Origin of the sequence: Massilia sp. DJPM01, assembly GCF_030348125.1 — a bacterium.
Classification (GTDB): domain Bacteria; phylum Pseudomonadota; class Gammaproteobacteria; order Burkholderiales; family Burkholderiaceae_D; genus Telluria_A; species Telluria_A frigida.
In genome coordinates this window covers 1-24,280 of sequence record NZ_JAQOZV010000072.1, presented here as the reverse complement: position 1 = coordinate 24,280, position 24,280 = coordinate 1, and the positions used below count along the sequence as shown (strand labels likewise).

Genomic DNA, 24,280 nt, shown 5'->3' with positions numbered 1-24,280 from the left:
AAGCCATGTCACACAATTTACCCCTTGTGTCACCGACTTGTAATATTTCTTTATTACACTGGCTGCGTTTACTATTATCTATCTGACTAGCTAAAGACATAATGAAAACTGCATCGACGCCGGATCCGGCGCGCGCCAACATCTTCCTCGACCGCGAGCTGTCGCAATTGACGTTCAACCGCCGCGTGCTGGCGCAGGCTGAAGACACCTCGCTGCCGCTGCTCGAGCGCCTGCGCTACCTGTGCATCGTCAGTAACAACCTGGACGAATTTTTTGAAGTGCGCGTGGCCAGCCTGCTGGCCCAGGGTAATCTCGCGGAAAATCCGGCATTGGCGGCCAACCTGGCGCGCATCAGTAATGAATGTCACAATCTGGTCAAGGACCAGTACGCCGTGCTGAACACCGAAGTGCTGCCCGAACTGCAAAAAAACGGCGTGCACCTGGTGCGCCACACCGACCGCAACGATGCCCAGCGGGCCTGGGTGAAGGACTATTTCGAGCGCGAAGTGCGCCCCCTGCTCACCCCGATCGGGCTCGACCCGGCCCACCCGTTTCCGCAGGTGGTCAACAAAAGCCTGAACTTCATCATTTCGCTGACCGGCAAGGATGCCTTCGGGCGCGGCACGGGCATTGCCATCGTCAAGGCGCCGCGGGTGTTGCCGCGCGTGATACGTTTGCCGGATCACTTGTCGACCAACGGCGGCATGTCGTTCTGCCTGCTGTCGTCGATCATTCACTCGCACATCGAAGACTTGTTCACGGGCCGCGAAGTGATCGCCTATTCCCAGTTTCGCGTCACGCGCGACAGCGACCTGTGGGTCGACGAGGAAGAAGTCAAGAACCTGCGCCAGGCGCTCAAGGGCGAATTGCAGGGACGCCAGTTCGGCACCTCGGTGCGGCTGGAAGTGGCCAAGAACTGCGCGCCTGAACTGGCCGATTTCCTGCTCGAGCAATTCGGGCTCGACAAGAGCCGGCTGTACGCGGTCGACGGCCCGGTCAACCTGGTGCGCCTGGCCGAGCTGATCGACCATGTGAAACAGCCGAGTTTGCGCTTCGAGCCGTTCGTGCCCGGCATGCCGCAAAAGTCCACGCATCACGACATCTTCGAGCAGCTCAAGAAGCACGACATCTTGCTGCACCACCCTTTCCAGTCATTCCAGACCGTGGTCGACTTCATCCAGGTGGCCGCGCACGACCCGTCGGTGGTGGCGATCAAGCAGACCATCTACCGCACCGGCATGCATTCGGACCTGATGGAAGCGCTGATGGCCGCCGCCCGCGCCGGCAAGGAAGTGACGGTGATCCTGGAACTGATGGCGCGCTTTGACGAAGAAGCCAACATCAACTGGGCCGACAAGCTGGAGCAGGCCGGGGCCCAGGTGGTGTACGGCGTGGTCGGCCTGAAAACCCACGCCAAGGTCGCGCTGGTGATCCGGCGCGAGGAAGCCGACGCCGACGGCAACCCGGGCGGGCTGCGCTTCTACGCCCACCTCGGCACCGGCAACTACCACCTGACCACCACCCGGCTGTACACCGACTTTGGCCTGTTGACCGCGCACCCGGAAATGGCGCAGGAAGTGAACGAAGTGTTCATCCATCTCACCAGCCTGACCAAGCCGCACAAGCTGACCCATTTGTGGCTGGCGCCGTTCGCGCTCCAGAGCGAGATCATCAAGGCGATCCGCAACGAAGCCAAGATCGCCCGTTCGGGCCGGCCGGGGCGGATCATCGTCAAGATCAATGCGCTGGTGGACGAATCGGTGATCCGCGCGCTGTACGCGGCCTCGCACGACGGCGTGAAAATCGACCTGATCGTGCGCGGCGCGTGTACCCTGAAGCCGGGCGTGCCGGGACTGTCGGAAAACATCAAGGTGCGCTCGATCATTGGCCGTTTTCTGGAGCACAGCCGGATCTACTACTTCCGCAACGACCTGGCGCACGATGTGTACCTGGCCAGTGCCGACTGGATGAGCCGTAACCTGTTCCGCCGCATCGAAGTCGCCTTCCCGATCCTGGACAAGGCGCTCAAGCGGCGCGTGATCAACGAGGGTTTGAACCCTTACCTGAAAGATAACTCGAACGCATGGGAACTTGATCCGAGCGGGCATTACCAGCGCCGCCGGGTGCGCGGCAAGCAGGTGGAATTTTCGGCGCAGCGACATTTGATGCAACTTTTGGGCACGCCGCCGGTCGATAGCGAGTAAGGAGACGACAGCATGGATCTGATTTTATGGCGGCATGCGGAGGCGTACGACGCCGAACCGGGCCAGGACGACATGGAGCGCGCGCTCACGCCCAAGGGGCAGAAGCAGGCCAGGCGCATGGCCGACTGGCTGACCTCGCAGCTGCCGGGCAGCTGCCGCATCCTGGTCAGCCCGGCGCTGCGCACTTTGCAGACGGTGGAGCCGCTCAAGCGCAAGTTCAAGATCGTGCACGACCTGGCGCCGGGCGCCGATCCGGAAGATGTGCTGATGGCGGCCAACTGGCCCAACGGACGCGAGCCGGTGCTGGTGGTCGGCCACCAGCCGACCCTGGGCCAGGTGGCGGCCTTGCTGCTGGCGGGCCAGCCGCAGGATTGGCAGATCAAGAAGGCCAACGCGTGGTGGCTGGTGCAGCGCGAAGCGCTCGACCCCTACAGCCTGTATTTGAAGGGCGTGATGGCGCCCGACCTGATTGTTAAATAAGTTCATTGCCGGCTTGAATTGCGAAATTCATCTGCTAAAGTTTAGATGTATCAACTAAGGGGAGAAATCGCTCAACGGCGGTTCATGATCATGTTAAGCATACTTTTCATGGCCATTTTTGGAGGGATGGTAGGGCTGGTGCTGTATGAACTGGTGGAAGAGGTTCACGGCAGCGCGCTCGACCTGCGCGATCGCTATCACGAATAGCACTGGGCCTGATAAGGGCCGATAAAAAAAGCGGCAAGGCCTTTTGGGCGCTTGCCGCTTTTGCGTTGGCGTTGCCGTTTGCGTTGCCGTTCGCGTTTGCGTTTGCGGGACGAGCCGTGTACACGTTCCACTGGCTCGCTAGTAGCGGATTTGACGTTATCCTTCCCCTGCCACCGTCGCCCCCGCGCAGGCGGGGGACCAAGTTTGCATGCTCAGCCCCGGACTACGGAACGAACTTGGGGGCAACGCATGCGTTCCCGCCTGCGCGGGAGCGACGGATGGGTTGATCAGCGCCCGGTCTTGAACTTCGTATACGTCCTGGTCATCACCCTGCGAATATCCTGCGGCACCGCTTCCGGCGCAACCATCTTCTTCAGATCCTCATCCGACAGGAACACGCTTTTGTTCTCCGCCACATCCTTGCGCACGAATTTCATGCCGGCCTTGTTCGGATTCGCAAAAAACACCTTGTTGGTCAGCCCGGACTGCACCTCCGGACGCAGGATGTAGTTAATCCACAGATGCGCATTGTTCGGATGCGGCGCATCGGCCGGAATGGCCATGGTATCGAACACCAGCGGCGCGCCATTCTTCGGCACCAGCGCCTCGATCTTCACGCCCTTCTTGGCATCGATGGCGCGCTGACGGGCGATATTGATGTCCCCTGCCCAGCCGAAGGCCAGGCAGATGGCGCCGTTGGCCATGTCATTGATATACCCGGAAGAACTGAACAAGGTCACGCTCGGGCGCACCGCCTGCAGCATCTTGCCCGCCTCGGCATAATCGGCCGCATTTTTTGAATAGGCCGGCTTGCCCATGTAATGCAGCGCCGCCGGGAACACCTCGGACGGCGAATCGAGGAAGGACACGCCGCACGATTTCAGCTTGGCCGTGTACACGGGATTGAAAATGAGCTCCCACACATTGGCTGGCAGCGGGGTTGTGCCCAGCGCCGCCTTGACCTTGTCGACATTGATGCCGACCGTCGTGTACCCCCACATCCAGTCGACCAGATACTCATTGTTCGGGTCCAGCACGGCCAGCTTGGCCTGGATGCCCGGATCGAGATTGGCCAGGTTCGGCAGCTTGGACTTGTCGAGTTTGCGCAGCAGCTTGCCGTCAATTTGCTGGCGCGCCCACGGTGCCGTCGGCACCACGATGTCATAACCCGATTTCCCGGCCACCAGCTTGGCGTTCAACACTTCGTTACTGTCGAAGACGTCGTAACGCACCGTGATGCCGGTCTCCTTGGTGAAATTCTTGATCGTGTCGTCGCCGATGTAATCGGACCAGTTATACACGTTCAGCACCTTTTCCTCCGCTTGCTGGGCCTGGGCCGGAGCGCCCGACCAGATCACCGCGGCCAGGGCGGCAAGACCGAGCCCGAGCCGACGTTGTGCGTGCGAATGCCGATTGACTGCCACCATTGATGCCTCCGTAAGTAGATGAAAGCCCCGCATATCGGGGCGTACTGCCAGAATCATCGGGCATTGCGGCCCGGTTGGCAAGCGCCGCCGCGCACGCCGAACTGGCCCACACCGGCCCTCTTGCGGTATCCTTTCCGCTTATCCCCTTCCCGGACAAATTCCCGACCATGAAAACAACCCCTGCGGCGCCCGGCGGGAACGCCCCGGAACCACGCATGTACCGGGTGGTGGCCGACAGCATCCAGACCCTGATCGCCGCCGAGGGCATCCAGCCGGGCCAGCGCCTGCCGGCCGAACGCGACCTGTCCGCGCGCCTGGGCGTGAGCCGCGCCTCGCTGCGCGAAGCGCTGATCGCCCTCGAACTGGGCGGGGTGGTCGAGGTGCGCAGCGGCTCGGGCGTGTATGTCAGCGCGCTGGCGGGCGGCGCCAGCCAGGCGCCGGAAGTCGGCCCCGGTCCGTTCGAGGTACTGGCCGCGCGCCGCATGATCGAAACCGAGGTGGCCGGCATCGCCGCCAAAATGGCCACCGATTCGGCCATCGACGCCATCCTGACCGCTGTGCTGGAAATGGAGCGCGACCACGAAGACCGCGCCAGCAACGAGCAGGCCGACCGTAATTTTCACATGGCGCTGGCACGCGCCACCGGCAACACGGCACTGGTGGGCGCGGTCGACTACCTGTGGAACCAGCGCGGCACGCTCTGGCACAAGCTCAAGGAACACTTCCAGACCGAGGAACTGCGCAAGCAGACGCTGATCGACCACCGCAACATCCTGGCGGCCATCGCCGCGCACGACGTGGCCGGCGCGCGCCACGCCATGCGCACCCATCTCGAACGCGTGACCCGGACCTTCTCCCGTGCGTAAGCAGGGCATCGCGCCGCGCACCGGCGGCTTTACCTACGTGGGTCTGATGGTGATGATCGCCGTGATCGGCGTGGCGACGGCGGCCACCGTCTCGGTGGGCGAACTGGCGCGCCGGCGCGAGGCCGAAAACGAGCTTCTGTTCGTCGGCAAGCAGTACATCCGCGCCTTTCTCGAATTCGAACTCAATACGCCGGGAGGCCATGCCAGCCATGCGCCATCGCGCCTGGAAGATCTGCTGCAGGACCCGCGCCAGCCGGGCATGAAGCGCTACCTGCGCCAGCTCTATCCCGACCCGATCACCGGCAAGGCCGACTGGCAGCTGGTGCGCGCGCCGGGCGGCGGCGTGATGGGCGTGCGCAGCGCATCGTGCGCGCCGACGATACGGCGCAGCTTCCCCGACGGCGACTGGATGTACCTCGATGGCCAGAAGCGCTACTGCGACTGGCAGTTCGCGTATGTGATGGCATGCGGCGGGAACTGCAAAGACACGCTCAAACCCGAGGACTGAGGTCCGCAAACGAAAAAATACCACGCGGCAGGTTGCCCTGTCGCGTGGCCAAACCGGCCACAAGGGCCGCTACTTCACCTGATCGCTTGATTACTTGAAAATGCAGGCACGCGCGATGTTGGCGGCGTTGGTGTCCTTGCCTGGCTCATTGCCTTTCGAGGTACCGACGAACGTGGCGCAGCGCGACGACGGTTTGTTCGACACGAAGTCGCTCATGGTCGCCACATCGTAGGCCTTGGCCAGCGCCGGCAGTTTCGAGGCATTGAAGCTGCTGTTCACGCCCACGCCCGCATTCAGGTTATAGATCGTCACGCCGCTGATGGTGACGGTGCGTGCCGACTGGCTCGAGCAATTGCCGCACGAGCGATACAGCTTGCCGCCTTCTTCCGCGTAGAAGTTGGTGATGACGATCTTGCTGTTTGCGCCGTTATTCTGGAACATCTTGTCGGCCGCCTTGTACGCAGCGCCGCCGGTGACGGTCATGGTGCCGGCGCCTTTGAGGGTGGCCGCATCTTCGCCCACATCGCCCCAGTACACGTTCTCGATCTTGCAGTTGCCTGCGCAATGGACGCCATCGGCGCCGCCGGCAGTCAGGTTACGGCCCGCGCCCTTGGCAGGATCGCCCAGCACCACGTTCTTGAGCGTCGCGCCAACACCGAGGTTGAAGTGCGGGATCTGGCTTTCCGACTGGCTGCCATCCATCTTCTTGGTATTACCGACCAGGCAAACCATCTTGCCGTACTTGACCAGGCCATCGAACACGGTATTGGCCGGTACGTCGGTCGTTTGCGTGACCGGCACTTTGGTGCACGACGGGATGGCGCGCTTGCCGGGGGCGGCCAATGCGCTGGTGGCGACAAACAGTCCGATGACTGCGAAAAGAAGAGCGTTGAATCGTTTCATGGTGACTCCTGATGGATGAATGAAATAACCATCCCCGCCTGGGGGATGGGTAGAACTACAACGAATTCACATCGAGTTACTGGGCCAGGTTGGTGCGCGCACCGGCGGTGGCGATGGCTTTCGCTTTCACGCCCGCAGCCGCGCTGGCGGTGTAGTTGTAGCCGGTCGGGCCGTAGGCCTTGGTGGTCTTCCAGTCGGTGGCATTGGCGTAAATGCCGTCTTCCGGCGCGCCCCAGGTAATGCCGCTGCCGACGAAGTTGCTGCGCAGGTCCCAGTACCCGAGTTTGGCGCTGTCGCGCGAGGTGACCGGGTTCCTGACGTTCTCGAAGTAGTTCGATTCGACCAGCGCCATCGCGCCCATGCGCACATTGATGCCCGAGGTGTCCACGTTGCCGAAGTAGTTGTTGAAGATGTGGGCTTTACCGTAACGCAGCAGCGGCAGGCGCGACTTGACGTTCTCGAAGCGGTTGTTGTGGTAGGTGGTCAGCGATCCGGCATTGAGGGTGTCCTTTTCGCTGTAACCATTGAGCGCCACCTTCTGGTAGTTGTACACGTAGTTGTACGACACGGTGATGTGGTTGGCGCCCTTCTTCATGTCGATGCCGCCGTCGAACGAGGCATCGCCCGCGCCAGGGCACGACTTGATCGAAGCGAAAATGGTGTTGTGGTCGATCCAGACCTTGCTTGGCTTGCCGCTCGACGTGCCTTCGATCGAGATCGAGTCGGCGTCTTCGCCACCCTGCAGCAGGCCGATGGTCATGTTCTGCACGATCACGTTGCTCGAATCGCCCACGATACGGATGCCGAAGTTGGCGGACGAATCGGCCGCGCCGCGGATCGTGATGTCGTTCTTGCCCTTGATTTCCAGGGTCTGGGCCGGCTTCTTCCACTGTGCGCAGACATCCTTGATGCTGGCGAAGTCGAACTTGCCGGTGTAGTTCAGTACCAGGCCGCCGCTACCCGAATACGCCTTGATCTTGGCGGCCATGTCGGCCAGCGAAGATACGTTCACGGCGGCCTTGTTGCCACCGCCCGTGGTGGCGGCGCCGTAGCCCACCGGCCCGGCCACCGCTTGGGTGGCCGCCAGCACGGCGGCGGCTGCCAGCGTCAGTTTCAATGTCGATACGTTCATGCGCTTACTCCGTAAGTATGAGTATTTTTTTAGAACGCCGGGCCGGCTGGAACGTTCCCGCCAGCGGCGATGTAGACCGAACGGAGCGCCGCTTTGTTGCCGTACAACATCCACGGAGAGCACGGGTAAATGCGTCCTGCGGGTCGGCCGCGATACAAATAAATCAACGTTCGCTTGGTCTGCTGTGAGGATGCTTGTTTTTACGTTGCCATGTCAACATCGTGTTAAATGATCAAAAGCATTACTAAGATACCGATTCCCCGATGCCGCGCCAGATGCGGATTGCCGCAAGGTGAGAATGTCACAGCAACTGACTTCATTTTTCGATTAACGCCTAAGTAAATGCAGTTAAAATATATCAACGTCGTCAAAAGATGATTTTTAACGCAAAGTGAGCGAATGTGGTGATATTTCAATATCGACAAGACCTCATGCTGATTAAAAATGTAAAATACAAGATCAAAAAACAACATTTGGCATGACCTTTTGTCGATATTGGTCGATCCACAAGTAAATGAGGTCAGTCCAAATTTAATTTTTGTGGAATTATTCTATGCTAATACCAGATTTGGCCTGACCACACGAGGAGCGATGAAGCGCTTGCTCAGAGACGGCTGAAAGGCATGCCATCGCGCGCGTTGCCGAGGGCGCCGCTGTAGAGGTTATAGACACCGGCGCCGCTATCGGGCGCGACAAGAATCCAAGTGGAGGTACTTTCGGTCAGTGGATCGAGCGGCAGGGTGCGCAGGTATTTGCGCTCTACCAGTTCGCCGAGCGTATGCGGATAGCGCCCGTTATCGCCATAGAATTTGTCGATCACCTCGCGCGTGATGTGCAGGTTCTCCTTGAGGACCGTCTCTTTCGACTGGTCGATACTGCGAAAAAAACGCGGCGCGGCGATCGTCAGCAGCAGCGCCAGGATCGCCAGCACCACCAGCAGTTCAATCAGCGTGAAGCCGCGCTTACCAGCGCCGGTACGCAATGCCATTGAGGCCCACCTGTTCAGAATTGGAGTGCACATCGTAGACATCCTCGCCCGGCTTGGGGTCGGCCGGGTCGCTCTGGTAGGAGCGCAGGCGCCAGGTCTGTTCGGCCGGCGCGGAGGGATCGCTATGGAACGGATCGCGCGGCAGCGCGCGCAGAAAGAACACCTTGCGCGCCTTGGCGCTGCGCTGGTCAGGCACGCCGTCGACCAGCGCCTGCAGGTTGGGCGGATAGCCGCTGCCATCGAGCAGGCTGGCGATACGGCCCTCGCCGGCCGCGCGCTTGTACTCATCGAGCGCGGTGCGGATGTCGCGCAAGGCCAAACGCAGCTCCTGCTCTTTCTGGCGCTGCACCGCCACCTGCGCCAATGGCAAAGCGATGGTGGACAACAGCGCCACGATGGCCAGCGTCACCATCAGCTCGATGAGCGTAAAGCCGCGCATGCGCATGTCAGCCGCCGCTCCGTTCAGGCAGCAGCGGACTGGCCGGTGCTGGCACCGGCACCGGCGGCGCTGGCTCCTGCGGCACCGCCGGGCCGGGCTGGCCCGCATGGCCGCCCTGCCCGCGCAGACTGCCATCCGTACCGGCATCGAACTCCACCTCGCCCCCGGCGCCGCGCGCCTGGTTGCGCAGCACGCGCGGCGTGATCGACAGGACGATCTCGGTCTTGGTGCGCTCCCGGCCCTTGCTGCCGAACAGGCGGTCGAGCATCGGCAGTTCGCCCAGGCCGGGGATGGCGCTCGACGAACGCTTGTCGTTATCGCTGATCAGGCCAGCCAGCACCTGGTTTTCGCCGTCGCGCAGGCGCAGCACCGTGCTGGCATTGCGCGCGCCGATGCGGTAGCCGTACGGCTGGTCGTTGCTGTCGAAAATCGTGCCGAGGATGCTGCTCACTTCCAGATTGAGCTTGATCGACACTTCATCATCCATGTACACAATCGGCTCGGCTTCGAGCTTGAGTCCCACATCAAGGTAATTGACCGACTGCGAGGTCACGCCGGTCGAGGTGACGTTGGCCGACACGCTTGGCACCCGCTCGCCGACCCGGATCAGCGCCTTTTCACGGCTCTTGATGCGGATGCGCGGATTGGCCAGCACGCTGACGTTATCGCGGTTGACCGACGCCGACAGCCGCATCGGGTCGACGCTGGCCAGCAAGCCGCGCGAGTTCAGGTTTTTCAGGTCGTTGAGGGTGAACGGGTTGGTGGTGACGCTGCCGTCGTACATCACCGTCGATGCGCCGAGCGGAGTCAGGCTCACGTTGCCCGGCCACTTCACGCCCAGCGATTCGAGGTCGCTGCGCTGCACTTCCAGGATCTCGACCTCCAGCATCACCTCCGGTTCGGCCACGTCATGCAGGGCCACCAGCTTGGCCGCCATCAGGATCGTCTCGGGCGTATCGCGCAGCACCAGCATGTTGAGCTTTTCGTCCACCACCAGGTCGCGCGTCTTGAGCAAGGTGCGCAGGCTGTTGGCCACGGTCTTCGCTTCGGCGTTGGCGATGCGGAAGCTGCGGATCGTCAGCTTCTGGTATTCGCGCTGCTTGGCCGCGTCGTTCGGATACAGCAGCACGGTGTGTTCGTCGACGATGCGCTGCTCCATCTGCACGCTCATCAAGAGATTGCGCAGCGCCTGTTCGATGGTCGTGTCCTGCAGGTTGAGCGTGACACGCAGGTCGGCCGGCACGTCCTTGTCGAGCGTGAAGCTGATGCCCGAGGTACGCGACATCGATTCGAGCACCGCGCGCAGCGGCGCGTCGTGGAAGCGCAGGCTCAGTCGCCTCTGGAACGCCTTGCCCAGCACCGTGCTGCCCGGTACCGTCTCCGCGCGCTCGCGCAGGGCTTGCAGCAGTTTGCCCGCGCGCTGGTTCTTGGGGTGCTTGGCCAGCAGTGCACGCAAAGCCTCGCCGGCTTCCTCGCGCTTGCCGGCGGCAAGCAGCTGCTCCGCGCCGGCGAGCGCCTGCGCCTGCGTTTGCGCCGCGGCCAGGCTGCGCATGCCGATCATGGACTGGTCCACCGCGCCCAGGGCTGCGGCGCGGCGGTAACCCTCCTGCGCCGCATCCCACGATCCGCGTGCCACGTCCTGCGCGGCCTGCGCCAGCACCTGGTTGGCCAGTTGGATGCGCGCGTTGGCCAGCAGGACGCGCGCTTCGATATGCCCCGGCGTGGCGGCCAGCACCTGCTCCAGCCGCGCCATGCCCTCTTCCAGCTTGCCGGCATCGAGCAAGGCGCGGATTTCCGGCGGGGTGGGCTGCGGTCCGGTCGCGCACGCGGCCAGGCCGGCCAGGCTGCAAACGAATGCCACATTGCGTGCGATTTTTCTCATTCTTCTGTCCCGAAACTGATCCGGTGTTCCTTGCCGGTTTGTTGATCCTGAATGTTCACCGACTCCTGGCGCAGGGCCAGCACGCGATAACGTTTTTCGAGCACGGTGCCTGCGCGCGCCAGCAGCACGGCGTCGTTGCGCAGCAAATAGGCTTCGCGCACGCCGTCTTCCACCTTGAAACCGAGCAACACGAACGGTGCCGTAGGCTTCTCAACCGCGTCCGCCGCATCCGCCGCCGCGCTTTCCTTGCCTTGCGCCGCCGCCTCCACAGGGCCGACGGCAAACAGGTCTGGCACCGGGTCGGACGGATCGGCGATGACGGGCGGCGCACGCACCGGCGCCGCCAAGGCCAGCGCCGTTTGCGGGCGGCGCGGACCTTCGCTCACGCCGACCACCTCGGGTTCGGGCGCGCTGTCGAACAGCATCAGCAGGCCGACGGCCAGCATCACCGCCAGCATGATCTTCAATCGGGTCGACATCACGGCGCCCTTTCCGCCGGCGCTTCCGCCGTGAACCACACTGAAAACAGCAGGCGCGCCTCGACACCGGCGCCGGTGGCGGCGCGGTGGATGCCCAGTTCGTCGAGCGACAGGCCTGGAATGGCCTGGGCCGTGCGCAGGAAACGGCGCACCTGCGGATAGGTGCCGGTCGCCGGCATCTGCACTTGCCAGCGGCCGACGCGGCCCGTTTCCTGGCGTCGGTAATCGGCCTGCGCGATCGTCAGTCCATTTTCCGCCGCGAGGACGAACAGGCGCTGCACCGCCGCATCGGCACGCGCCGCCGGTGGCAGTGCGCCGTGCGGCGCGCTATGCGACGCGCTATGCGGCGCGCTTGCCTGCGCTGCCTGTATGCGCGGTTGTTCGCTCGCCTGCACCGACAGGGCCTCGCGCAAGGTGGCTTCCTGCACCGGGAGCCACCTTGCGCGAGGCCAGCAGTGCGCCCAGCAGCAGGACGACGCCGGGCAGCATCCACAGCCCATGGCGCACCGCCAGTATCTCAAGGCGCCATCGCATTGCGTTCAACTGCGTCATGGGGCGCTCCGCGGCTCGGCATCTGGCAGGCGGTAAGGCGCCGCCAGCTGCGCTTCGTAATGAAAGTTGACGCCGCCTTCGGCCGCCGCTTCGTGACGCATCAGGCTCAGACGCGCAAACACCGGGCTGCCCCGCAGCGTGCGCAAGTAGTCCTGCAGCGCCGGCACGTCGGCCATATTGGCCTGGACCTTCACGACACCACGCGCCAGATCCGGCTCGAACGATTGCAGGTGCGCCTGCGGCACCCGTTCAAAAGCGCGGAAAATGTCTTCCCAGGGCTGCGCGCGCTGCAGCATCGACTGGCGCAGCAGCTGCGCTTCTTCGGCCAGCGGCTGCATGCGGCTGCGCTCGGAGCGCGCGCGCTGCTCGCTGGCGTCCAGGCGCGCGGCTTGCGCCACCCGCGCCTGTTCCAGGCCGCGCCGCACCTGCAGCGCGCGTTCAACGGCAAGAAAGCCAAGAACGCACGCCAGCAGCGTGAAAGCGATGCCCAGTTGGGTGCCGCGCATGCGCCAGTCCCAGCGCCACACGCTGCGCCGGTCGGCAAAATCGATCATCATCGGCTTCATGCGGCCACCTCCAGCCGGGTCCAGCCGGCTGGCATGGCGGGGCCGGACCAGAAGCGCCGGGCCGGCATGGACGTACCGAGGCGCGCCAGTTCCAGCGCCAGCAATCCGTCGACGTCCTGGCCCGGCTGCTGGCGCACCAGTTGCAACCGCGCTGCGCGCCAGACCAGCAGGTTGACCACGCCGTCGGCAGCGGCGCACCACACGCCATCGGCGGGCAGCGCCGCGCAGTGGCGGTTCCAGTCCTGCAGCAGCGCCGGCAGCACGCGCGCCAGCGAAAAGCCGGCCAGCGCCTGGCGCAGGCTGCGCGGAATCGCACAGGCCAGCATCGGCGCGTCGGCCTGCCAGTCGGCTTGCAGGAGCCAGTCGGCTGGCCCCTGCCCGTACAAGGTTTCGAAGCGGGCGTCGAGCAGCAGGCGGCAATCGCGCAGGCCGGAAATGCCGGCCGGCGCTTCCAGCAAGAAGGTGCGGCTCCAGCAATCGGCCACGCGCACCGACAGGCGCGCGCGCGCCGGCAGCAATTGTGCCAGCTCGGCTTTCATCGCGGCCCAGTCGCCGCCAGCCGCCTTGAGCGTGCCGCGTTGCGCGCCGCGCCGTAGCGCAATGGTGTGGGCGCCGATATCGACGCCGATGTTTTCAGCCTGCCAGCGTGACACGTTTTACTTCCTCCAGAGTGGTTTCACCGCTGGCCACCAGTGCCAGCGCATCGTCGAACAAGCTGCGCATGCCGCCGGCGCGCGCCAGTTCCTTGATCTGGCGCAGCGGGCGCCGTTCGATCACCAGTTCGGCCAGCGCATCGTCGAGAATCAGGATTTCGGCCACCGCGCGCCGCCCCTTGTAGCCGGTCCCACGGCATTCGCCGCAGCCAACGCCGCGCCGGAAGTTGTAGTGCGAGACGGACGCGCGCGTCAGGCCGCTGCGCAGCAGTTCCTCGGCGTCCGGCGTATAGGGCGCGCTGCACTGGCGGCACGACAGGCGCACCAGGCGTTGCGCGATCACGCCGTTCAAGGCCGACACAAACGAATACGGGTCGATCCCCATGTGGGCAAAGCGGCCGAACACGTCGAACACATTGTTGGCGTGGACGGTGGAGAGCACCAGGTGGCCAGTGAGGGCCGACTGCACCGCGATCTCGCCGGTTTCCTTGTCGCGGATCTCGCCGACCATGATGATGTCAGGGTCGTGCCGCAGGATTGAGCGCAGCCCGCGCGCGAACGACAGGCCCTTCTTGTCGTTGACGGGAATCTGCAAGATGCCGGGCAGCTGATACTCGACCGGGTCTTCGATGGTGATGATTTTTTCGTGGCCGCTGTTGATTTCGGTGATGGCGCCGTACAGGGTGGTGGTCTTGCCCGAACCGGTCGGCCCAGTCACCAGCACCATGCCGTACGGTTCCGAGACCATGCGCCGCATGGTGGCCAGGTGGTCGGCCGCGAAACCCGGCGAATCGAGCGTCAGCGTGCCGTGCGCGCTGATCATCGACTGCTTGTCGAGAATGCGGATGACGGCGTCTTCGCCGTGCACGCTCGGCATGATCGAGACGCGCAGGTCGATTTCGCGGCCATGCGCCTCGACCCGGAAGCTGCCGTCCTGCGGCACGCGGCGTTCGGCGATATCGAGTTCGGCCAGCACCTTGATGCGCGAGATGGCTTGCTCCGCAAGCGCGCCGCCGGCCACCTGCGCAGCCTGATCGAGCACGCCGTCGATGCGGTATTTGGTCAGCATGCCGCCAGGCGTGCTCTCGAAGTGGATGTCCGAGACGCCGGATTTGAGCGCATCGTACAGGGTGGAGTTGACCAGCTTGACGGCGGGGCTGCCGGCGTCGCCGAGCGAGGCGTAGCTCAGGCTCTCCATCAGGCGCGCGGAATCGCCCTCGCCTGCCTCGCCGGTCACCAGCGAGTCGACCGAGCGTACCGTTTCCTCCTGCTTGGACAGGTAGGCGTGCAGGTCGGCCGGCAGCGCCAGGCGCCAGCGCACCGGAGCCCCGGCCAGCGTTTCGACCCACACCTGCAGGTCTTGCGCGTACGGATCGCACAGCACCGCGCACAGGCCGCCGGCGTCGCGCAGCAGCACGCACTGGCGCTGCTGGGCGCGCGCCAGCGGCAAGCGCTCGAACAGCGGCGCGCAGGCCAGCATGGCGGCCATGTCGATGGCGGGCAGGCGAAACGCGTCGGCCGCCTGGGCCAGCAGCAGGCGCGGTTCGGACTGCGTCAGCGCTTCGAGTTCGGCGAAAAAGGCGCGGCCCGAGCGTTGCGCGTTGTGATGCGCCGTGCGCAGGGACTCCATCATGGGCGCCATCTCCATCGGGTTCATTGCAGGGTACCTGCCAGGTCGAAAATCGGCATGTACAGCAGCACCACGATCGCGCCGATGACGACGCCGATGGCCGCCATCAGTACCGGCTCGAAGGTCTTGCTGAATTTTTCGATCCACAGCGTGGTCTCGGCGTCGTAGAACAGCGCGGCGCGCGTGAGCATCAGCCCCAGTTGGCCGGAGCGTTCGCCCACGCGCAGCATGCGCAGCGCGATCGGCGTGGTCAGGCCGTTCTGTTCGAGCGACTCGGAAAAGCTGCCGCCCTGCGCGATGGCGTGGCGCGCCGCCGCGAGCGCGCCGCGCCGCGCCGGCGAAATGGCCCCGCTGACCATCTCCAGCGCCGACACCACGGCGATGCCGCCTTCGAGCAGCATGCCGAGGGTGAGGTACAGGCGCGCCAGCTCCAGGATGTGCATGCGCTGCGATACGCCCGGCAGGCGCGAGAACAGGCGCATCAACTCGCCCGAACGGTGCAGGCGGCGCAGCCAGATGAACAGCCCCGCGCCGATGCCGGCCATGGTGAGCATGATCGCCATGCCATGGCCGGCGACGGCGGCGCCCCACTTGATCAGCCACTGCGACAGCATCGGCAGTTCGCGCCCGCTGCCCTGGTAGACTGCCGAGAATTTGGGCACCACGTACCCGAGCAGGAACATGCTGACGGCGCTGCCGACCGTGAGCAGGATTACCGGGTAAATGGAGGCGCTGACCAGGCGGTTACGCACGCCATCGACGCGCACCTGGTATTCGATATAGCGGGTCAGCGCCCGCGGCAGGTCGCTGGTGCGCTCGGCCGCCTTGACGATGCCGCCGAACAGCGGCGGGAACGATGCCGGTTCGGCCGCAACCGCCACCGAAAAGCGCAGGCCGTCGCGCATGCGCGCCAGCAGGCGGGCCAGCAGTGCGCCGGTATCGGTGTGGGACTCCTTTTCGCTGAGCGCTTCCAGGCTTTCGACCAGGCCCAGGCCCGCTTCGAGCAGGGCAAGCAGCTCCTGGGTGAACAGCACGAGGGAAAAGGTTTTGCCGCGACGCTGGGCGCTGACCGCCACCGGCCGCACTTCGAGGACGGTCAGGCGCCGTTCGACGGCGGCGCGCGATGCCGCGCTGGCATCGCTGGCGTCCAGTTCCAGCATCTGGACCCGGTTGTCGGGCCCTACAGCACGAATCGCGAAGCGCACGGGCGGATCAGCGCGTGACGCCGGCGACAAGGCCGCGCAACTGCCGGCGTGGAATTGAATTCATGCTGCCCCTGCTTTCAAAAATTCCCGGTCGAACAGGCGGTGGTTTGCCACTCTATCAAAGTGCACGCCCACCAGGACATAATCGGCCATACCAGTTAGTGTGAGGCCTGACCAATTCGCATTTTACTACTGTTAATGTCATTTGGATATGTGACTTTAAAGACACGACATCCACAATTTTTTATTGCAATATCGTCCATACTCGTGCCAGATGAACGCGACGGGAGGGCGTTGTTGACGTTACGGAAGCAGAAAAATACCACCGCTTGACCCATTCATAACCACGTGGCTATAATTAAACCCATAGCCAACTAGTTATGGATTCTGTATGCAAAATAATGTGCGTGAGGTGCTGTTCAGAACGCTAGCGGATCCGACCCGCAGGGCCATCTTCGAGAGGCTGTGCCGGGACGGCGAGCTGACCGTCGGTGCACTGACGGCGCAGGCGGGGATCTCCCAGCCGGCCGTGTCGAAGCACCTGAAGAATCTGAAAGAAGCAGGCCTGGTCCGCGACCGGCCCGCAGGACGCCAGACGCACTTCAGCGCACAGCCGCAGGCACTGGCTCCCTTGCTGGACTGGACGGCCCAGATGACGGCTTTCTGGGAAAACCGCTTTGACTCTCTCGATGACCTTTTGAAAAGGATGGACCAATGAACGACGCCTCGCCCCATACCCGCACCGTTGTCGTTGAACGCGACTTTCCGCACCCGGCCGAAAAGATCTGGCGCGCGCTCACCCAGCCGCACCTGATCGAAGCCTGGCTGATGAAGAGCGATTTCGCCCCCGTGCCCGGTCACCGCTTCAGTTTCAACGCGGACTGGGGTTCGGTGGCGTGCGAAGTCATCGTCATCGAAGCAAACAGTTCCCTGTCGTACAGCTGGTCCGCCATGGGACTGGAAAGCGTGGTGACCTGGACGCTGCGCCCCACGGACAGCGGAACGCATTTGCGCATGGAACAGAGCGGCTTCCGTCCGGAGCAGGAGCAGGCCTACCTCGGTGCGCAATACGGCTGGCCGAAGTTCATGGCGGAACTGGAGAATGTGCTGTCCAGGGAAGACTGATTAACCGGAGAGACGAGGAGGAAGTCGGCGATGAATCAAGAAACCGGCACCAATCCGAAGGTCGACGCGATGCTGCAAGGGGCGCCCAGCTGGCGCGACGAGTTCGCGCTATTGCGCTCGATCGCGCTCGGCTGCGGCCTGACGGAGGAATTGAAGTGGGGCCAGCCCTGCTACGCGCATGAGGGCAAGAATATCGTCCTCATCCACGGCTTCAAGGAATACTGCGCCCTTCTGTTCTTCAAGGGCGCGCTGCTCGCCGATCCCAAGGGCATGCTGGTCATGCAGACCGAGAACGTGCAGTCCGCGCGCCAGGCCAGGTTCACCGGCCTTGCGCAGATCACGCGGCAGCGCAAGGCCTTGACGGCCTGCATCCTCGATGCGATCGAGGTGGAACGCGCGGGCCTGAAGGTCGCCTTGAGGGAGACGTCCGAGTTTCCGACGCCGGAAGAGTTTCAAGTCAGGCTGGCCCAGCTGCCAGCGCTCAGGACTGCCTTCGACGCATTGACACCCGGCCGCCAACGCGCCTACCTGCTTCATTTTGCCGGCGCCAAGCAGTCTAAAACTCGAGCGTCACGGGTGGAAAACTGTATCCCGCTGATCCTCGATGGCATGGGACTGAACGACCGGTAAGCGATGCGCTCGCCACGGCCCGTGTTACCAGGGATTTTTCAGCGCGAGATCGACAACCCGGCCGCGGGGCGAGTGCCTGGTCAAACCAGTTGCCATTGGATCCCTTTATACAATTTGGTGTCCTTCAACAATCTGACGACCGTCGCCGACGACTGCTGTGGCTGCGGAATCAAAAGAATAAATACGGCGAAAGATTGGCCATGTTGCGCGCATCGTCGATGCCCCGGTGCGGCTGGCCTTCAAACTCAAGACCAACTTTGGCGAGCGCCTGCTCGAGTCCACACGGCTTTCGCATGCTCAAGTTGTCGGCGAAACGCTTCTTGATGTTGATGTGATCCTCGCTAAACGGATAGCGAATTTCATGGTACCCGCAGTCTTGCCGCAACTGGTGCTTGTCGTAGTCGCCCCAACTGCAAAAAATCGGATTATCGAATGAATCTATCCACGTGGAGAAGCGCCCCATCACCGCGCCAAAGGAATCGGCGCTGTCGACCTTTTGCTGCGAGATGTTTGTCAGCTGCTTGCAAAAGGCAGTCAGTTGCGCGTGGCGAACTGGTTTGACGAACGCCTGGAACTGTCCATACGTGGAGGGGCCATCGCCGTACAAAGCAACCGCACCGATCTCGATGATCTCCATTTCATCTCTCGCAACCTGCCCTTCGTTGCAGCAGGTCGCCTCGAAATCGACAATGATGCAAGTCACAAATCCCCTATCGATTAAAGTATGAACCGTCAAAGCGCACACAGAAAAAGCCGTCCCATCGATTCCAACGCCAGCACGTTCGCTTGCACGCCTTTTTGCCTGGTCCCGGAAACCGCTACGCACCTCGCCGAACCGCAGCTTGTTGCCAGGGAAGCGATCAGAAGTAATACCCCGCTTGAAGATTGATGCGATGCGAAAAGCTGTCATGAAGCGGCGACGCTGCCGCAAATCCGCCAAAATCTGCCGACATATATGGCTGGTGCTTCGCGAGCATGAAGTCGGCATAGAAGAACCATTTACCTGAGGAAAAACTCAGCCCAGTCACATTTTGCAGCGAGCCCTTGAAGCCGCCGCTCTTCTTCTTCAGTGCGCTATAGTCGTTATAGAGTTTGAAGCCGGTGAACGGGCCCACGCTGCCGGCGATGTCGTAACTCACGTTGGTTACGTACACAATCCCCTTCGCTGCCACCGGATACGGGTAGCCGAAGGCACCCAGCATCACAAAGCTGTTCGGGTCAAGCCCTCCGAACGTCTCTCCAGGCAGGTGCCGCGTGGCATTGTTGTAATACAGCGCCTCGGCCATCAGCGTCCACGGCCCATGACTGCCTTTGGCATGAATCGCTGCCGCGCTGCGCCGGCTCCGGGCACCGGTATTGCTGCGGATCGCGCCGCTCAGGATGGAAAGGCCAAGTTCTGTGTTCGCCTGCCCCCCCACCTGCCAGGCCGCGCGCGCGACCAGGGTGTCGCGCTCGAGGTCACCTTGTCCCGTCCCGTAACCTTGCTTGTCATCGTCCGGCACGATGTTGAAGGAATACCGGTTCGAGGCGCGCGCGGTGTTACCGCCTCCACCGTACGCGCCGCCATCGCGTGGAAAGTAGGCGAGTCGCCATTCCACCGGGCCGCTGCGCCACGCATAGTTGAGCCCCAAGTTGTAAGTATCCTCGTAGCCGAGATAGTAGGCGATCGATTCGAAGAAGTTGTTGGAAGCGAAGGGGAGCAGGCCGAACGGCAGCTTGTCGAGACCGACGTGCAATTCGCTCTTGTCGCCAGAGCGCACTCCCGCCCAGCCATGATGCAGGAAATGATTGGTGTACCCACCCTGGCCGGCAGGAAAGCGGTTGTAGCGATATTGGGCGGACCCGATCAGGTATCCGTCGTCGTATTTCACGTCCAGGCGCACTGTATCGAGGCCGACGAATCCGTGCGGATGCTCGGGCTGCCAGCTCTTGTAGACGTAGTTGAAGCGTACCGCTCCTCCGATATCGAGTGGCGACGCCGGCGTATCAGCGGCGCCGGCGAAGCCGGTGCCGGCGAGCAGCAGGCCGCCGCACAGATAGTTGCGCAGTGTGCGTAGCGGCGGGAGTGTCAGGTGCGCTGTGGTGCTATGGCTCATGCGGAGGCTCTCGCTGGATAGGAAGATGAACGGTGAATCGGCTGCCCTTGCCCGGTTCGCTGTGGACGTCGATGCGGCCGCCGTGGCTTTTCACGATCCCGTACGAGACCGACAGGCCCAGGCCGGTTCCGATGCCGATGGGCTTGGTCGTAAAGAAGGGGTCGAAAATGCGATGGATGGTCTCGGCGTCCATGCCGGCGCCGGTGTCGCCGATTTCGATCCAAATCCATTGCCCGGCCCGGCCGGTGCGTATCGTGATCACGCCCCTGTCGGCGATCGCATGGGCGGCATTGACGAGCAGGTTCATGAAAACCTGGTTGAGCTGGGAGGCGATGCACTCGACGGGGGGCAAGTCGCCGTACTCCTTGACGACGTCGGCCTTGTTCTTGATCTCGCTGCTGACAATGCGCAGGGTGCTGTCCAGGCCCTGATGCAAGTCGGCGAAGGTGGTGTCGGCATTGTCGGCGTGCGAGAAGTCCTTGAGCGACTGGACAATGTCTTTCACGCGCTGCAGGCCGTCGCGCGACTCGCTCATCAGTGTCGCGAAATCGTGGCGGATGAAGTCGACCTCGGCCGCTTCGTTCAGTTCCGCCATGCGCGCCGCGACCGCATGCGTGGCGCTGGCCGCTTGCTGGAAGTCGTCGATCACGCCGAACAAGGTCGTGACGTAGGTTTGCAGGCTCCCCAAGTTGCAGTTGACGAAGCCGATCGGGTTGTTGATCTCGTGAGCGACGCCAGCGGCGAGCTGTCCGATCGCCGCCATCTTTTCGGCCTGGAGAAGGCGATCGTTGGTTTCTTGCAGCAGCGCGTTCTGGGCCGAGAGCTGCCTGTGCATCTCGCGCAGGGCCAGGTGTGTGTTGATGCGCGCCAGCACTTCCGTGAGGCGGATCGGCTTGGTCACGTAGTCGACACCTCCCGCCTCGAAGGCTGCCACCACGTTGTCGCTGTCGGTCATGGCGGTCATGAAGATAACGGGAATCCGGGCCGTCTCGCTGTCCTGCTTCAGCCTGCGGCAAGTCTCCAGGCCATCGATGCCGGGCATCATCACGTCAAGCAAGACCAGGTCCGGCTGAACCAGGCGGCAGCGCTCCAGCCCTTCTTCGCCATCGCGGGCGACCAGCACCCGGAATTGTTTCTCTTCGAGGAACTCGACGAGCACGCCGATATTGGCGGGAACATCGTCAACGATGAGGATGGTCTGTCTTTCATGCTTCATGCGTCATTTTCCACGTAGTGCAGAGCCAGTTCGACCAGCGCTTTGGACTGGTATTCCCTGGCCAATTGGCGCAAGGTCCGGGCGAATGCAGCATGCCGCATATCGGCACTTTCGATTTCGTCGGCCAATTCGCGGATGGCACGCATGTCGCCCTCGCGCGCCAGACGGGACAGCTGCTGCAGCTGGGCGCGGGGGGGCGGCGTCAGCTCGCTTGCGACGGCGGCGCTGTCCGTTGTCACGGCTTCCTCTTCATAACAGAGCGTCGCCCCGAGCAGGCGGCCCAAGGTCTCCAGCAAGCCATTCTGATGCACCGGCTTGGTCATGAAGGCGTCGACGCCGGCGACCCGGCTGTTGTCCTGGTCTGCCTCGGTGACGCTGGCCGAAATGGCAATGATCGGCAGCGCCGCCCCACCCGCCAGCCGGCGAATCTGCAAGGTCGCCTCGATGCCGTCCATCACGGGCATGACGATGTCCATCAGAACGGCATGCGGAGGGCGCGCGCGCACGCTGTCGAGCGCTTCCTGGCCATTACAGGCGAACTCGATGCCAAAGCCCATGCTGGTCAGCAGGTCGCCCAGCATATTCCGGTTGGCCGCGACGTCGTCGACAATCAGTATGGTCTTGCGCTCGCCCAGGTAGCCGATGACGTCGCGCTCGGCCGCCGGCGGCGCCGCCGCCGCGGCGGCCGGTTCAACTTCCAGGGTGAACCAGAAACGGCTGCCCATGCCCGCGGCGCTGGCGACCTCGATCTCGCTTCCCATCATGCGCGCCAGTTGCCGGCTGATCGCCAGGCCGAGGCCGGTACCGCCGAGCCGGCGTTGCGCCTCGCCGACCTGTTCGAAAGGCTGGAAAATGCTATCGAGCTGGTCGGCGGACATGCCCACGCCGCTGTCGCTCACTTCAAAGCACAGCGTCAGACGTCCATTGGCGCCGGCCGGGCCGGGGCTCGTCACGCGAAGGCTTACCTGACCCTGATCGGTAAATTTGATCGCATTGCCCAGCAGGTTAAGCAGGATCTGGAGCACACGCTTTTCGTCGAGTAGTACGAGCGGCAAATGGTCAGGGGCGGACACCTCGAAGGACAGGCCTTTCTGCTCGGCGCGCACCTGGATAATTCGCGTGGCGCCGGCGATGAAGGCGGTCAGATCGACCGCGGCGAGCAGGAGTTCAAACTTGCCGGACTCGATCTTGGCGAGGTCGAGCAAATCAGTAATGAGCATGAGCAAGTGTTCGCCGCTTTGCTCGATGGTGTTCAATCCGGCAGCCTGGCGTTCGTCGAGCGCCTTGTTCCGTTTCAGGATCTGGGCATAGCCCAGGATTGCATTGAGCGGCGTGCGCAGCTCGTGCGTCATGCTCGCCAGGAAGGTACTCTTCGCGCTGTTGGCGAACTCGGCCTGCTCTTTGGCAATTTGCAACTGCGCCGTGCGATCACGGACCAGTTCCTCGAGGTGCTCGCGGTGGCGCTGGAGTTCAAGTTCGGCGCGCGTGTGGTATTCGATCTCTTCCTTGAGGGCGATGTTCTTTGCCTCGATTTGAACGAAATAGGCTTGCAGCGCCTGCCGCGTATGCTCCACGCTACGCCCCAGGGCGCCGAGTTCATCGTCCCTTCGCCAGACGAAAGGAAGCGAGAAATCGCCTTGGGCCAGCCGCGCCGACTCCTGCATCAGGCGTTTGATCGGGGCCAGCAGGCGGCGCTGCAGCAGGGCGACGATCATGATCATCGACAGCAAGAGGGCACCGCCCACCGTCAGCGCAAAGTGGCGCCGCTCGTCCGCGATCTCGTCGTCGATCAGGCCGCCGGCCATTTCCAGGTCAACATTGCCGATCACCATGCCGTCGCGCGAGACTGTGCGTATCACGTGGGCGCTGCGTCCGTGCCGGCGCGCCGGATACTCTTTCCACAAGAAATCGCCGGTCTTCTTGTCGCGTACCTTGATGGAGACGATGCGCTCATCCATGAATAGCGAAGCGAGCAAGGGGCGGCCAGAATCGGCATTGACGTTCCACAGGGGTTCCTGCATGCCCAGCGCCAGAATGTCAGTCACGTGGCGATGCTCGAATTTCCAGCGGGTCATCATTGCGTGCTCACGGTTGCGATTGCTGTAAACATTGATCGAGGCGGGGACTAACAGTCCGACCGCGACTGCCAGTACGATTGCAAAACGCAGCTTCAAGGCAAACTTTCGATAAGGGCGTGGTGGCTAGCGGCGTACCGCACCCAAGCTGCGGCCGAGCTGGTCAAAATACCCATTCTCGATTTTCGCAATATCGGTTTGCAGCAGGGCGGCGTCGTAGGATTGCTTTAGTTTCAGGCCCAGCGGCGTGCGCTGGAAGCATACGTGCAAGGTCAGTTCGGCAAGGGGACGCTCGTCGAACACCAACTGTGTGCGTTCCTTGCTCAACGTGGGATCGGACGCGAGAAGATAGCGCAGCACAGCTTTGTCGATCACCACCGCGTGAATCCGGCCGGCCAGCAGCTTCCTCAAGTTGATGATGTCGCTCTCCGATGCGTCGACCGACAACTTGCCGCTCTTGACCATCTGGTCGAACGCGTCGCCGTTCGAGTAGCCCAGGACCACACCAAGCTTGTTGCCCGCCAAATCGTCCAGCACGCGCCAGCGCAGGGGGGCCTCGGCCAGCATCGCCAGGCCCACTGTGCTCTTCCCCATCGGAGTGGAAAAATGACATTGGCGGGCCCGTTCAGCCGTATGATAGGCGGGGAAGTAGCCGACGAAATCGGGATCGCTGCCGCCGGCCTGCATGGCGCGCTTCCAGGGAAAGTAGTCGATCCTGATGCCATAACCGAAGCGCGCAGCGACTGCCTTGGCCACTGCCCCGGACAGGCCGCCATCGGGAAGACCGCGGCCGACGTAAGGCAACCATTCCAGGCTAGCAAGGTGCAGCGTCGGCGTTTCGGCGCGCGCCGGCTGAGGCGGCCCGGCAAGGGCGCCGCAGACCAGCAGCAGCGAGCCTATGCATTTCATCTTGCCCCCCTCAATCGAATGAAACCAGTGTACCGCCGAATTGTGACGCGAGAGCATATCCGTTGTCGCGCGCTAACAAATTATTTACAAGGTGAGCGCGGCGTGACC

Annotated in this window: 24 protein-coding genes; 7 read left to right on the top strand and 17 right to left on the bottom strand. The window is 63.0% G+C overall.

Annotated elements, in window-relative coordinates; translation table 11 throughout:
* Nucleotides 1–101: 101 nt before the first annotated feature.
* Both ppk1 and sixA read left to right on the top strand, forming a co-directional pair.
* Nucleotides 102–2,204 carry a polyphosphate kinase 1 gene (gene ppk1, locus PO883_RS30205; protein ID WP_289313058.1) on the top strand — a complete coding sequence of 701 codons (2,103 nt, stop codon included), beginning with the start codon at nucleotides 102–104 and terminating at the stop codon, nucleotides 2,202–2,204.
* A 12-nt stretch (nucleotides 2,205–2,216) separates the two neighbouring features.
* On the top strand, nucleotides 2,217–2,684 hold the full coding sequence (sixA, locus tag PO883_RS30200) for a phosphohistidine phosphatase SixA (RefSeq protein WP_289313057.1): 468 nt from the start codon (nucleotides 2,217–2,219) through the stop codon (nucleotides 2,682–2,684).
* 494 nt (nucleotides 2,685–3,178) lie between these two features.
* Here sixA and PO883_RS30195 read toward each other — a convergent pair whose 3' ends face one another.
* Nucleotides 3,179–4,318: a polyamine ABC transporter substrate-binding protein gene (locus PO883_RS30195; protein WP_289313056.1), complete on the bottom strand. Its 1,140-nt coding sequence runs from the start codon at nucleotides 4,316–4,318 to the stop codon at nucleotides 3,179–3,181.
* 167 nt (nucleotides 4,319–4,485) lie between these two features.
* Here PO883_RS30195 and PO883_RS30190 point away from each other — a divergent pair, with 167 nt between their 5' ends.
* Both PO883_RS30190 and PO883_RS30185 read left to right on the top strand, forming a co-directional pair.
* Nucleotides 4,486–5,184, top strand: coding sequence for a FadR/GntR family transcriptional regulator (locus PO883_RS30190; protein ID WP_289313055.1), 699 nt, complete (start codon nucleotides 4,486–4,488; stop codon nucleotides 5,182–5,184).
* A complete protein-coding gene (locus tag PO883_RS30185) occupies nucleotides 5,177–5,692 on the top strand; it encodes a type II secretion system protein (protein ID WP_289313054.1) in 516 nt (171 codons plus the stop codon). Before PO883_RS30190 ends, PO883_RS30185 begins: the two co-directional genes overlap by 8 nt.
* 90 nt (nucleotides 5,693–5,782) lie before the next feature.
* Here the strand turns inward: PO883_RS30185 and PO883_RS30180 are convergent, their stop codons facing one another.
* The 11 genes from PO883_RS30180 to PO883_RS30130 all read right to left on the bottom strand — a co-directional run bounded on the left by PO883_RS30180 (nucleotide 5,783) and on the right by PO883_RS30130 (nucleotide 16,121).
* Nucleotides 5,783–6,595: a pectate lyase gene (locus PO883_RS30180; RefSeq protein ID WP_289313053.1), complete on the bottom strand. Its 813-nt coding sequence runs from the start codon at nucleotides 6,593–6,595 to the stop codon at nucleotides 5,783–5,785.
* A 76-nt stretch (nucleotides 6,596–6,671) separates the two neighbouring features.
* Nucleotides 6,672–7,727, bottom strand: a complete 1,056-nt coding sequence (locus tag PO883_RS30175; RefSeq protein ID WP_289313052.1) for a polysaccharide lyase family 1 protein — start codon at nucleotides 7,725–7,727, stop codon at nucleotides 6,672–6,674.
* A 604-nt stretch (nucleotides 7,728–8,331) separates the two neighbouring features.
* Complete coding sequence (locus tag PO883_RS30170) at nucleotides 8,332–8,715, bottom strand: prepilin-type N-terminal cleavage/methylation domain-containing protein (RefSeq protein WP_289313051.1); 384 nt, start codon at nucleotides 8,713–8,715, stop codon at nucleotides 8,332–8,334.
* A complete protein-coding gene (locus PO883_RS30165) occupies nucleotides 8,690–9,154 on the bottom strand; it encodes a type II secretion system protein (protein ID WP_289313064.1) in 465 nt (154 codons plus the stop codon). Before PO883_RS30165 ends, PO883_RS30170 begins: the two co-directional genes overlap by 26 nt.
* Before the next feature lie 7 nt (nucleotides 9,155–9,161).
* Nucleotides 9,162–11,036 (bottom strand): secretin N-terminal domain-containing protein, encoded by a 1,875-nt coding sequence (locus PO883_RS30160; protein WP_289313050.1) that lies wholly within the window; start codon nucleotides 11,034–11,036, stop codon nucleotides 9,162–9,164.
* Nucleotides 11,033–11,515: a hypothetical protein gene (locus PO883_RS30155; RefSeq protein WP_289313049.1), complete on the bottom strand. Its 483-nt coding sequence runs from the start codon at nucleotides 11,513–11,515 to the stop codon at nucleotides 11,033–11,035. The genes PO883_RS30160 and PO883_RS30155 overlap by 4 nt, the downstream gene beginning before the upstream one ends.
* Nucleotides 11,515–11,943, bottom strand: coding sequence for a GspMb/PilO family protein (locus tag PO883_RS30150; RefSeq protein WP_289313048.1), 429 nt, complete (start codon nucleotides 11,941–11,943; stop codon nucleotides 11,515–11,517). The genes PO883_RS30155 and PO883_RS30150 overlap by 1 nt, the downstream gene beginning before the upstream one ends.
* A gap of 120 nt (nucleotides 11,944–12,063) precedes the next feature.
* Nucleotides 12,064–12,633, bottom strand: a complete 570-nt coding sequence (locus tag PO883_RS30145) for a hypothetical protein (RefSeq protein WP_289313047.1) — start codon at nucleotides 12,631–12,633, stop codon at nucleotides 12,064–12,066.
* A complete protein-coding gene (locus PO883_RS30140) occupies nucleotides 12,630–13,286 on the bottom strand; it encodes a hypothetical protein (protein ID WP_289313046.1) in 657 nt (218 codons plus the stop codon). Before PO883_RS30140 ends, PO883_RS30145 begins: the two co-directional genes overlap by 4 nt.
* Nucleotides 13,267–14,919 (bottom strand): GspE/PulE family protein, encoded by a 1,653-nt coding sequence (locus tag PO883_RS30135; protein ID WP_373890119.1) that lies wholly within the window; start codon nucleotides 14,917–14,919, stop codon nucleotides 13,267–13,269. The genes PO883_RS30140 and PO883_RS30135 overlap by 20 nt, the downstream gene beginning before the upstream one ends.
* Before the next feature lie 20 nt (nucleotides 14,920–14,939).
* On the bottom strand, nucleotides 14,940–16,121 hold the full coding sequence (locus PO883_RS30130; protein WP_289313045.1) for a type II secretion system F family protein: 1,182 nt from the start codon (nucleotides 16,119–16,121) through the stop codon (nucleotides 14,940–14,942).
* 391 nt (nucleotides 16,122–16,512) lie between these two features.
* Between PO883_RS30130 and PO883_RS30125 the strand changes: the two genes are divergently transcribed.
* From PO883_RS30125 to PO883_RS30115, 3 genes are read left to right on the top strand one after another with little or no spacing between them, the layout of a single operon-like run.
* Nucleotides 16,513–16,839: a helix-turn-helix transcriptional regulator gene (locus tag PO883_RS30125; RefSeq protein WP_289313044.1), complete on the top strand. Its 327-nt coding sequence runs from the start codon at nucleotides 16,513–16,515 to the stop codon at nucleotides 16,837–16,839.
* Nucleotides 16,836–17,246, top strand: coding sequence for an SRPBCC domain-containing protein (locus PO883_RS30120; protein WP_289313043.1), 411 nt, complete (start codon nucleotides 16,836–16,838; stop codon nucleotides 17,244–17,246). The genes PO883_RS30125 and PO883_RS30120 overlap by 4 nt, the downstream gene beginning before the upstream one ends.
* Before the next feature lie 30 nt (nucleotides 17,247–17,276).
* Nucleotides 17,277–17,876, top strand: a complete 600-nt coding sequence (locus PO883_RS30115; protein WP_289313042.1) for a YdeI family protein — start codon at nucleotides 17,277–17,279, stop codon at nucleotides 17,874–17,876.
* 169 nt (nucleotides 17,877–18,045) lie between these two features.
* Here the strand turns inward: PO883_RS30115 and PO883_RS30110 are convergent, their stop codons facing one another.
* The 5 genes from PO883_RS30110 to PO883_RS30090 all read right to left on the bottom strand — a co-directional run bounded on the left by PO883_RS30110 (nucleotide 18,046) and on the right by PO883_RS30090 (nucleotide 24,229).
* Complete coding sequence (locus PO883_RS30110) at nucleotides 18,046–18,786, bottom strand: 3'-5' exonuclease (protein ID WP_289313041.1); 741 nt, start codon at nucleotides 18,784–18,786, stop codon at nucleotides 18,046–18,048.
* On the bottom strand, nucleotides 18,737–19,972 hold the full coding sequence (locus PO883_RS30105) for a hypothetical protein (protein ID WP_289313040.1): 1,236 nt from the start codon (nucleotides 19,970–19,972) through the stop codon (nucleotides 18,737–18,739). Before PO883_RS30105 ends, PO883_RS30110 begins: the two co-directional genes overlap by 50 nt.
* Nucleotides 19,962–21,188, bottom strand: coding sequence for a response regulator (locus tag PO883_RS30100; protein WP_289313039.1), 1,227 nt, complete (start codon nucleotides 21,186–21,188; stop codon nucleotides 19,962–19,964). Before PO883_RS30100 ends, PO883_RS30105 begins: the two co-directional genes overlap by 11 nt.
* Entirely contained in the window at nucleotides 21,185–23,233 is a 2,049-nt protein-coding gene (locus tag PO883_RS30095; RefSeq protein WP_289313038.1) for an ATP-binding protein, read from the bottom strand. The genes PO883_RS30100 and PO883_RS30095 overlap by 4 nt, the downstream gene beginning before the upstream one ends.
* A gap of 156 nt (nucleotides 23,234–23,389) precedes the next feature.
* Nucleotides 23,390–24,229: an ABC transporter substrate-binding protein gene (locus PO883_RS30090; protein WP_289313037.1), complete on the bottom strand. Its 840-nt coding sequence runs from the start codon at nucleotides 24,227–24,229 to the stop codon at nucleotides 23,390–23,392.
* Nucleotides 24,230–24,280: the final 51 nt, after the last annotated feature.

Bases quoted from the DNA above. Each gene is read 5' to 3' on its own strand.
- PO883_RS30180 (WP_289313053.1), bottom strand. From the start codon at position 6,595: ATGAAACGATTCAACGCTCTTCTTTTCGCAGTCATCGGACTGTTTGTC.
- ppk1 (WP_289313058.1), top strand. From the start codon at position 102: ATGAAAACTGCATCGACGCCGGATCCGGCGCGCGCCAACATCTTCCTC.
- PO883_RS30195 (WP_289313056.1), bottom strand. From the start codon at position 4,318: ATGGTGGCAGTCAATCGGCATTCGCACGCACAACGTCGGCTCGGGCTC.
- PO883_RS30110 (WP_289313041.1), bottom strand. From the start codon at position 18,786: ATGACAGCTTTTCGCATCGCATCAATCTTCAAGCGGGGTATTACTTCT.
- PO883_RS30100 (WP_289313039.1), bottom strand. From the start codon at position 21,188: ATGAAGCATGAAAGACAGACCATCCTCATCGTTGACGATGTTCCCGCC.
- PO883_RS30175 (WP_289313052.1), bottom strand. From the start codon at position 7,727: ATGAACGTATCGACATTGAAACTGACGCTGGCAGCCGCCGCCGTGCTG.
- sixA (WP_289313057.1), top strand. From the start codon at position 2,217: ATGGATCTGATTTTATGGCGGCATGCGGAGGCGTACGACGCCGAACCG.
- PO883_RS30125 (WP_289313044.1), top strand. From the start codon at position 16,513: ATGCAAAATAATGTGCGTGAGGTGCTGTTCAGAACGCTAGCGGATCCG.
- PO883_RS30155 (WP_289313049.1), bottom strand. From the start codon at position 11,515: ATGTCGACCCGATTGAAGATCATGCTGGCGGTGATGCTGGCCGTCGGC.
- PO883_RS30170 (WP_289313051.1), bottom strand. From the start codon at position 8,715: ATGGCATTGCGTACCGGCGCTGGTAAGCGCGGCTTCACGCTGATTGAA.
- PO883_RS30135 (WP_373890119.1), bottom strand. From the start codon at position 14,919: ATGATGGAGTCCCTGCGCACGGCGCATCACAACGCGCAACGCTCGGGC.
- PO883_RS30165 (WP_289313064.1), bottom strand. From the start codon at position 9,154: ATGCGCGGCTTTACGCTCATCGAGCTGATGGTGACGCTGGCCATCGTG.
- PO883_RS30115 (WP_289313042.1), top strand. From the start codon at position 17,277: ATGAATCAAGAAACCGGCACCAATCCGAAGGTCGACGCGATGCTGCAA.
- PO883_RS30120 (WP_289313043.1), top strand. From the start codon at position 16,836: ATGAACGACGCCTCGCCCCATACCCGCACCGTTGTCGTTGAACGCGAC.
- PO883_RS30090 (WP_289313037.1), bottom strand. From the start codon at position 24,229: ATGCTCTCGCGTCACAATTCGGCGGTACACTGGTTTCATTCGATTGAG.
- PO883_RS30105 (WP_289313040.1), bottom strand. From the start codon at position 19,972: ATGAGCCATAGCACCACAGCGCACCTGACACTCCCGCCGCTACGCACA.
- PO883_RS30145 (WP_289313047.1), bottom strand. From the start codon at position 12,633: ATGAAGCCGATGATGATCGATTTTGCCGACCGGCGCAGCGTGTGGCGC.
- PO883_RS30160 (WP_289313050.1), bottom strand. From the start codon at position 11,036: ATGAGAAAAATCGCACGCAATGTGGCATTCGTTTGCAGCCTGGCCGGC.
- PO883_RS30190 (WP_289313055.1), top strand. From the start codon at position 4,486: ATGAAAACAACCCCTGCGGCGCCCGGCGGGAACGCCCCGGAACCACGC.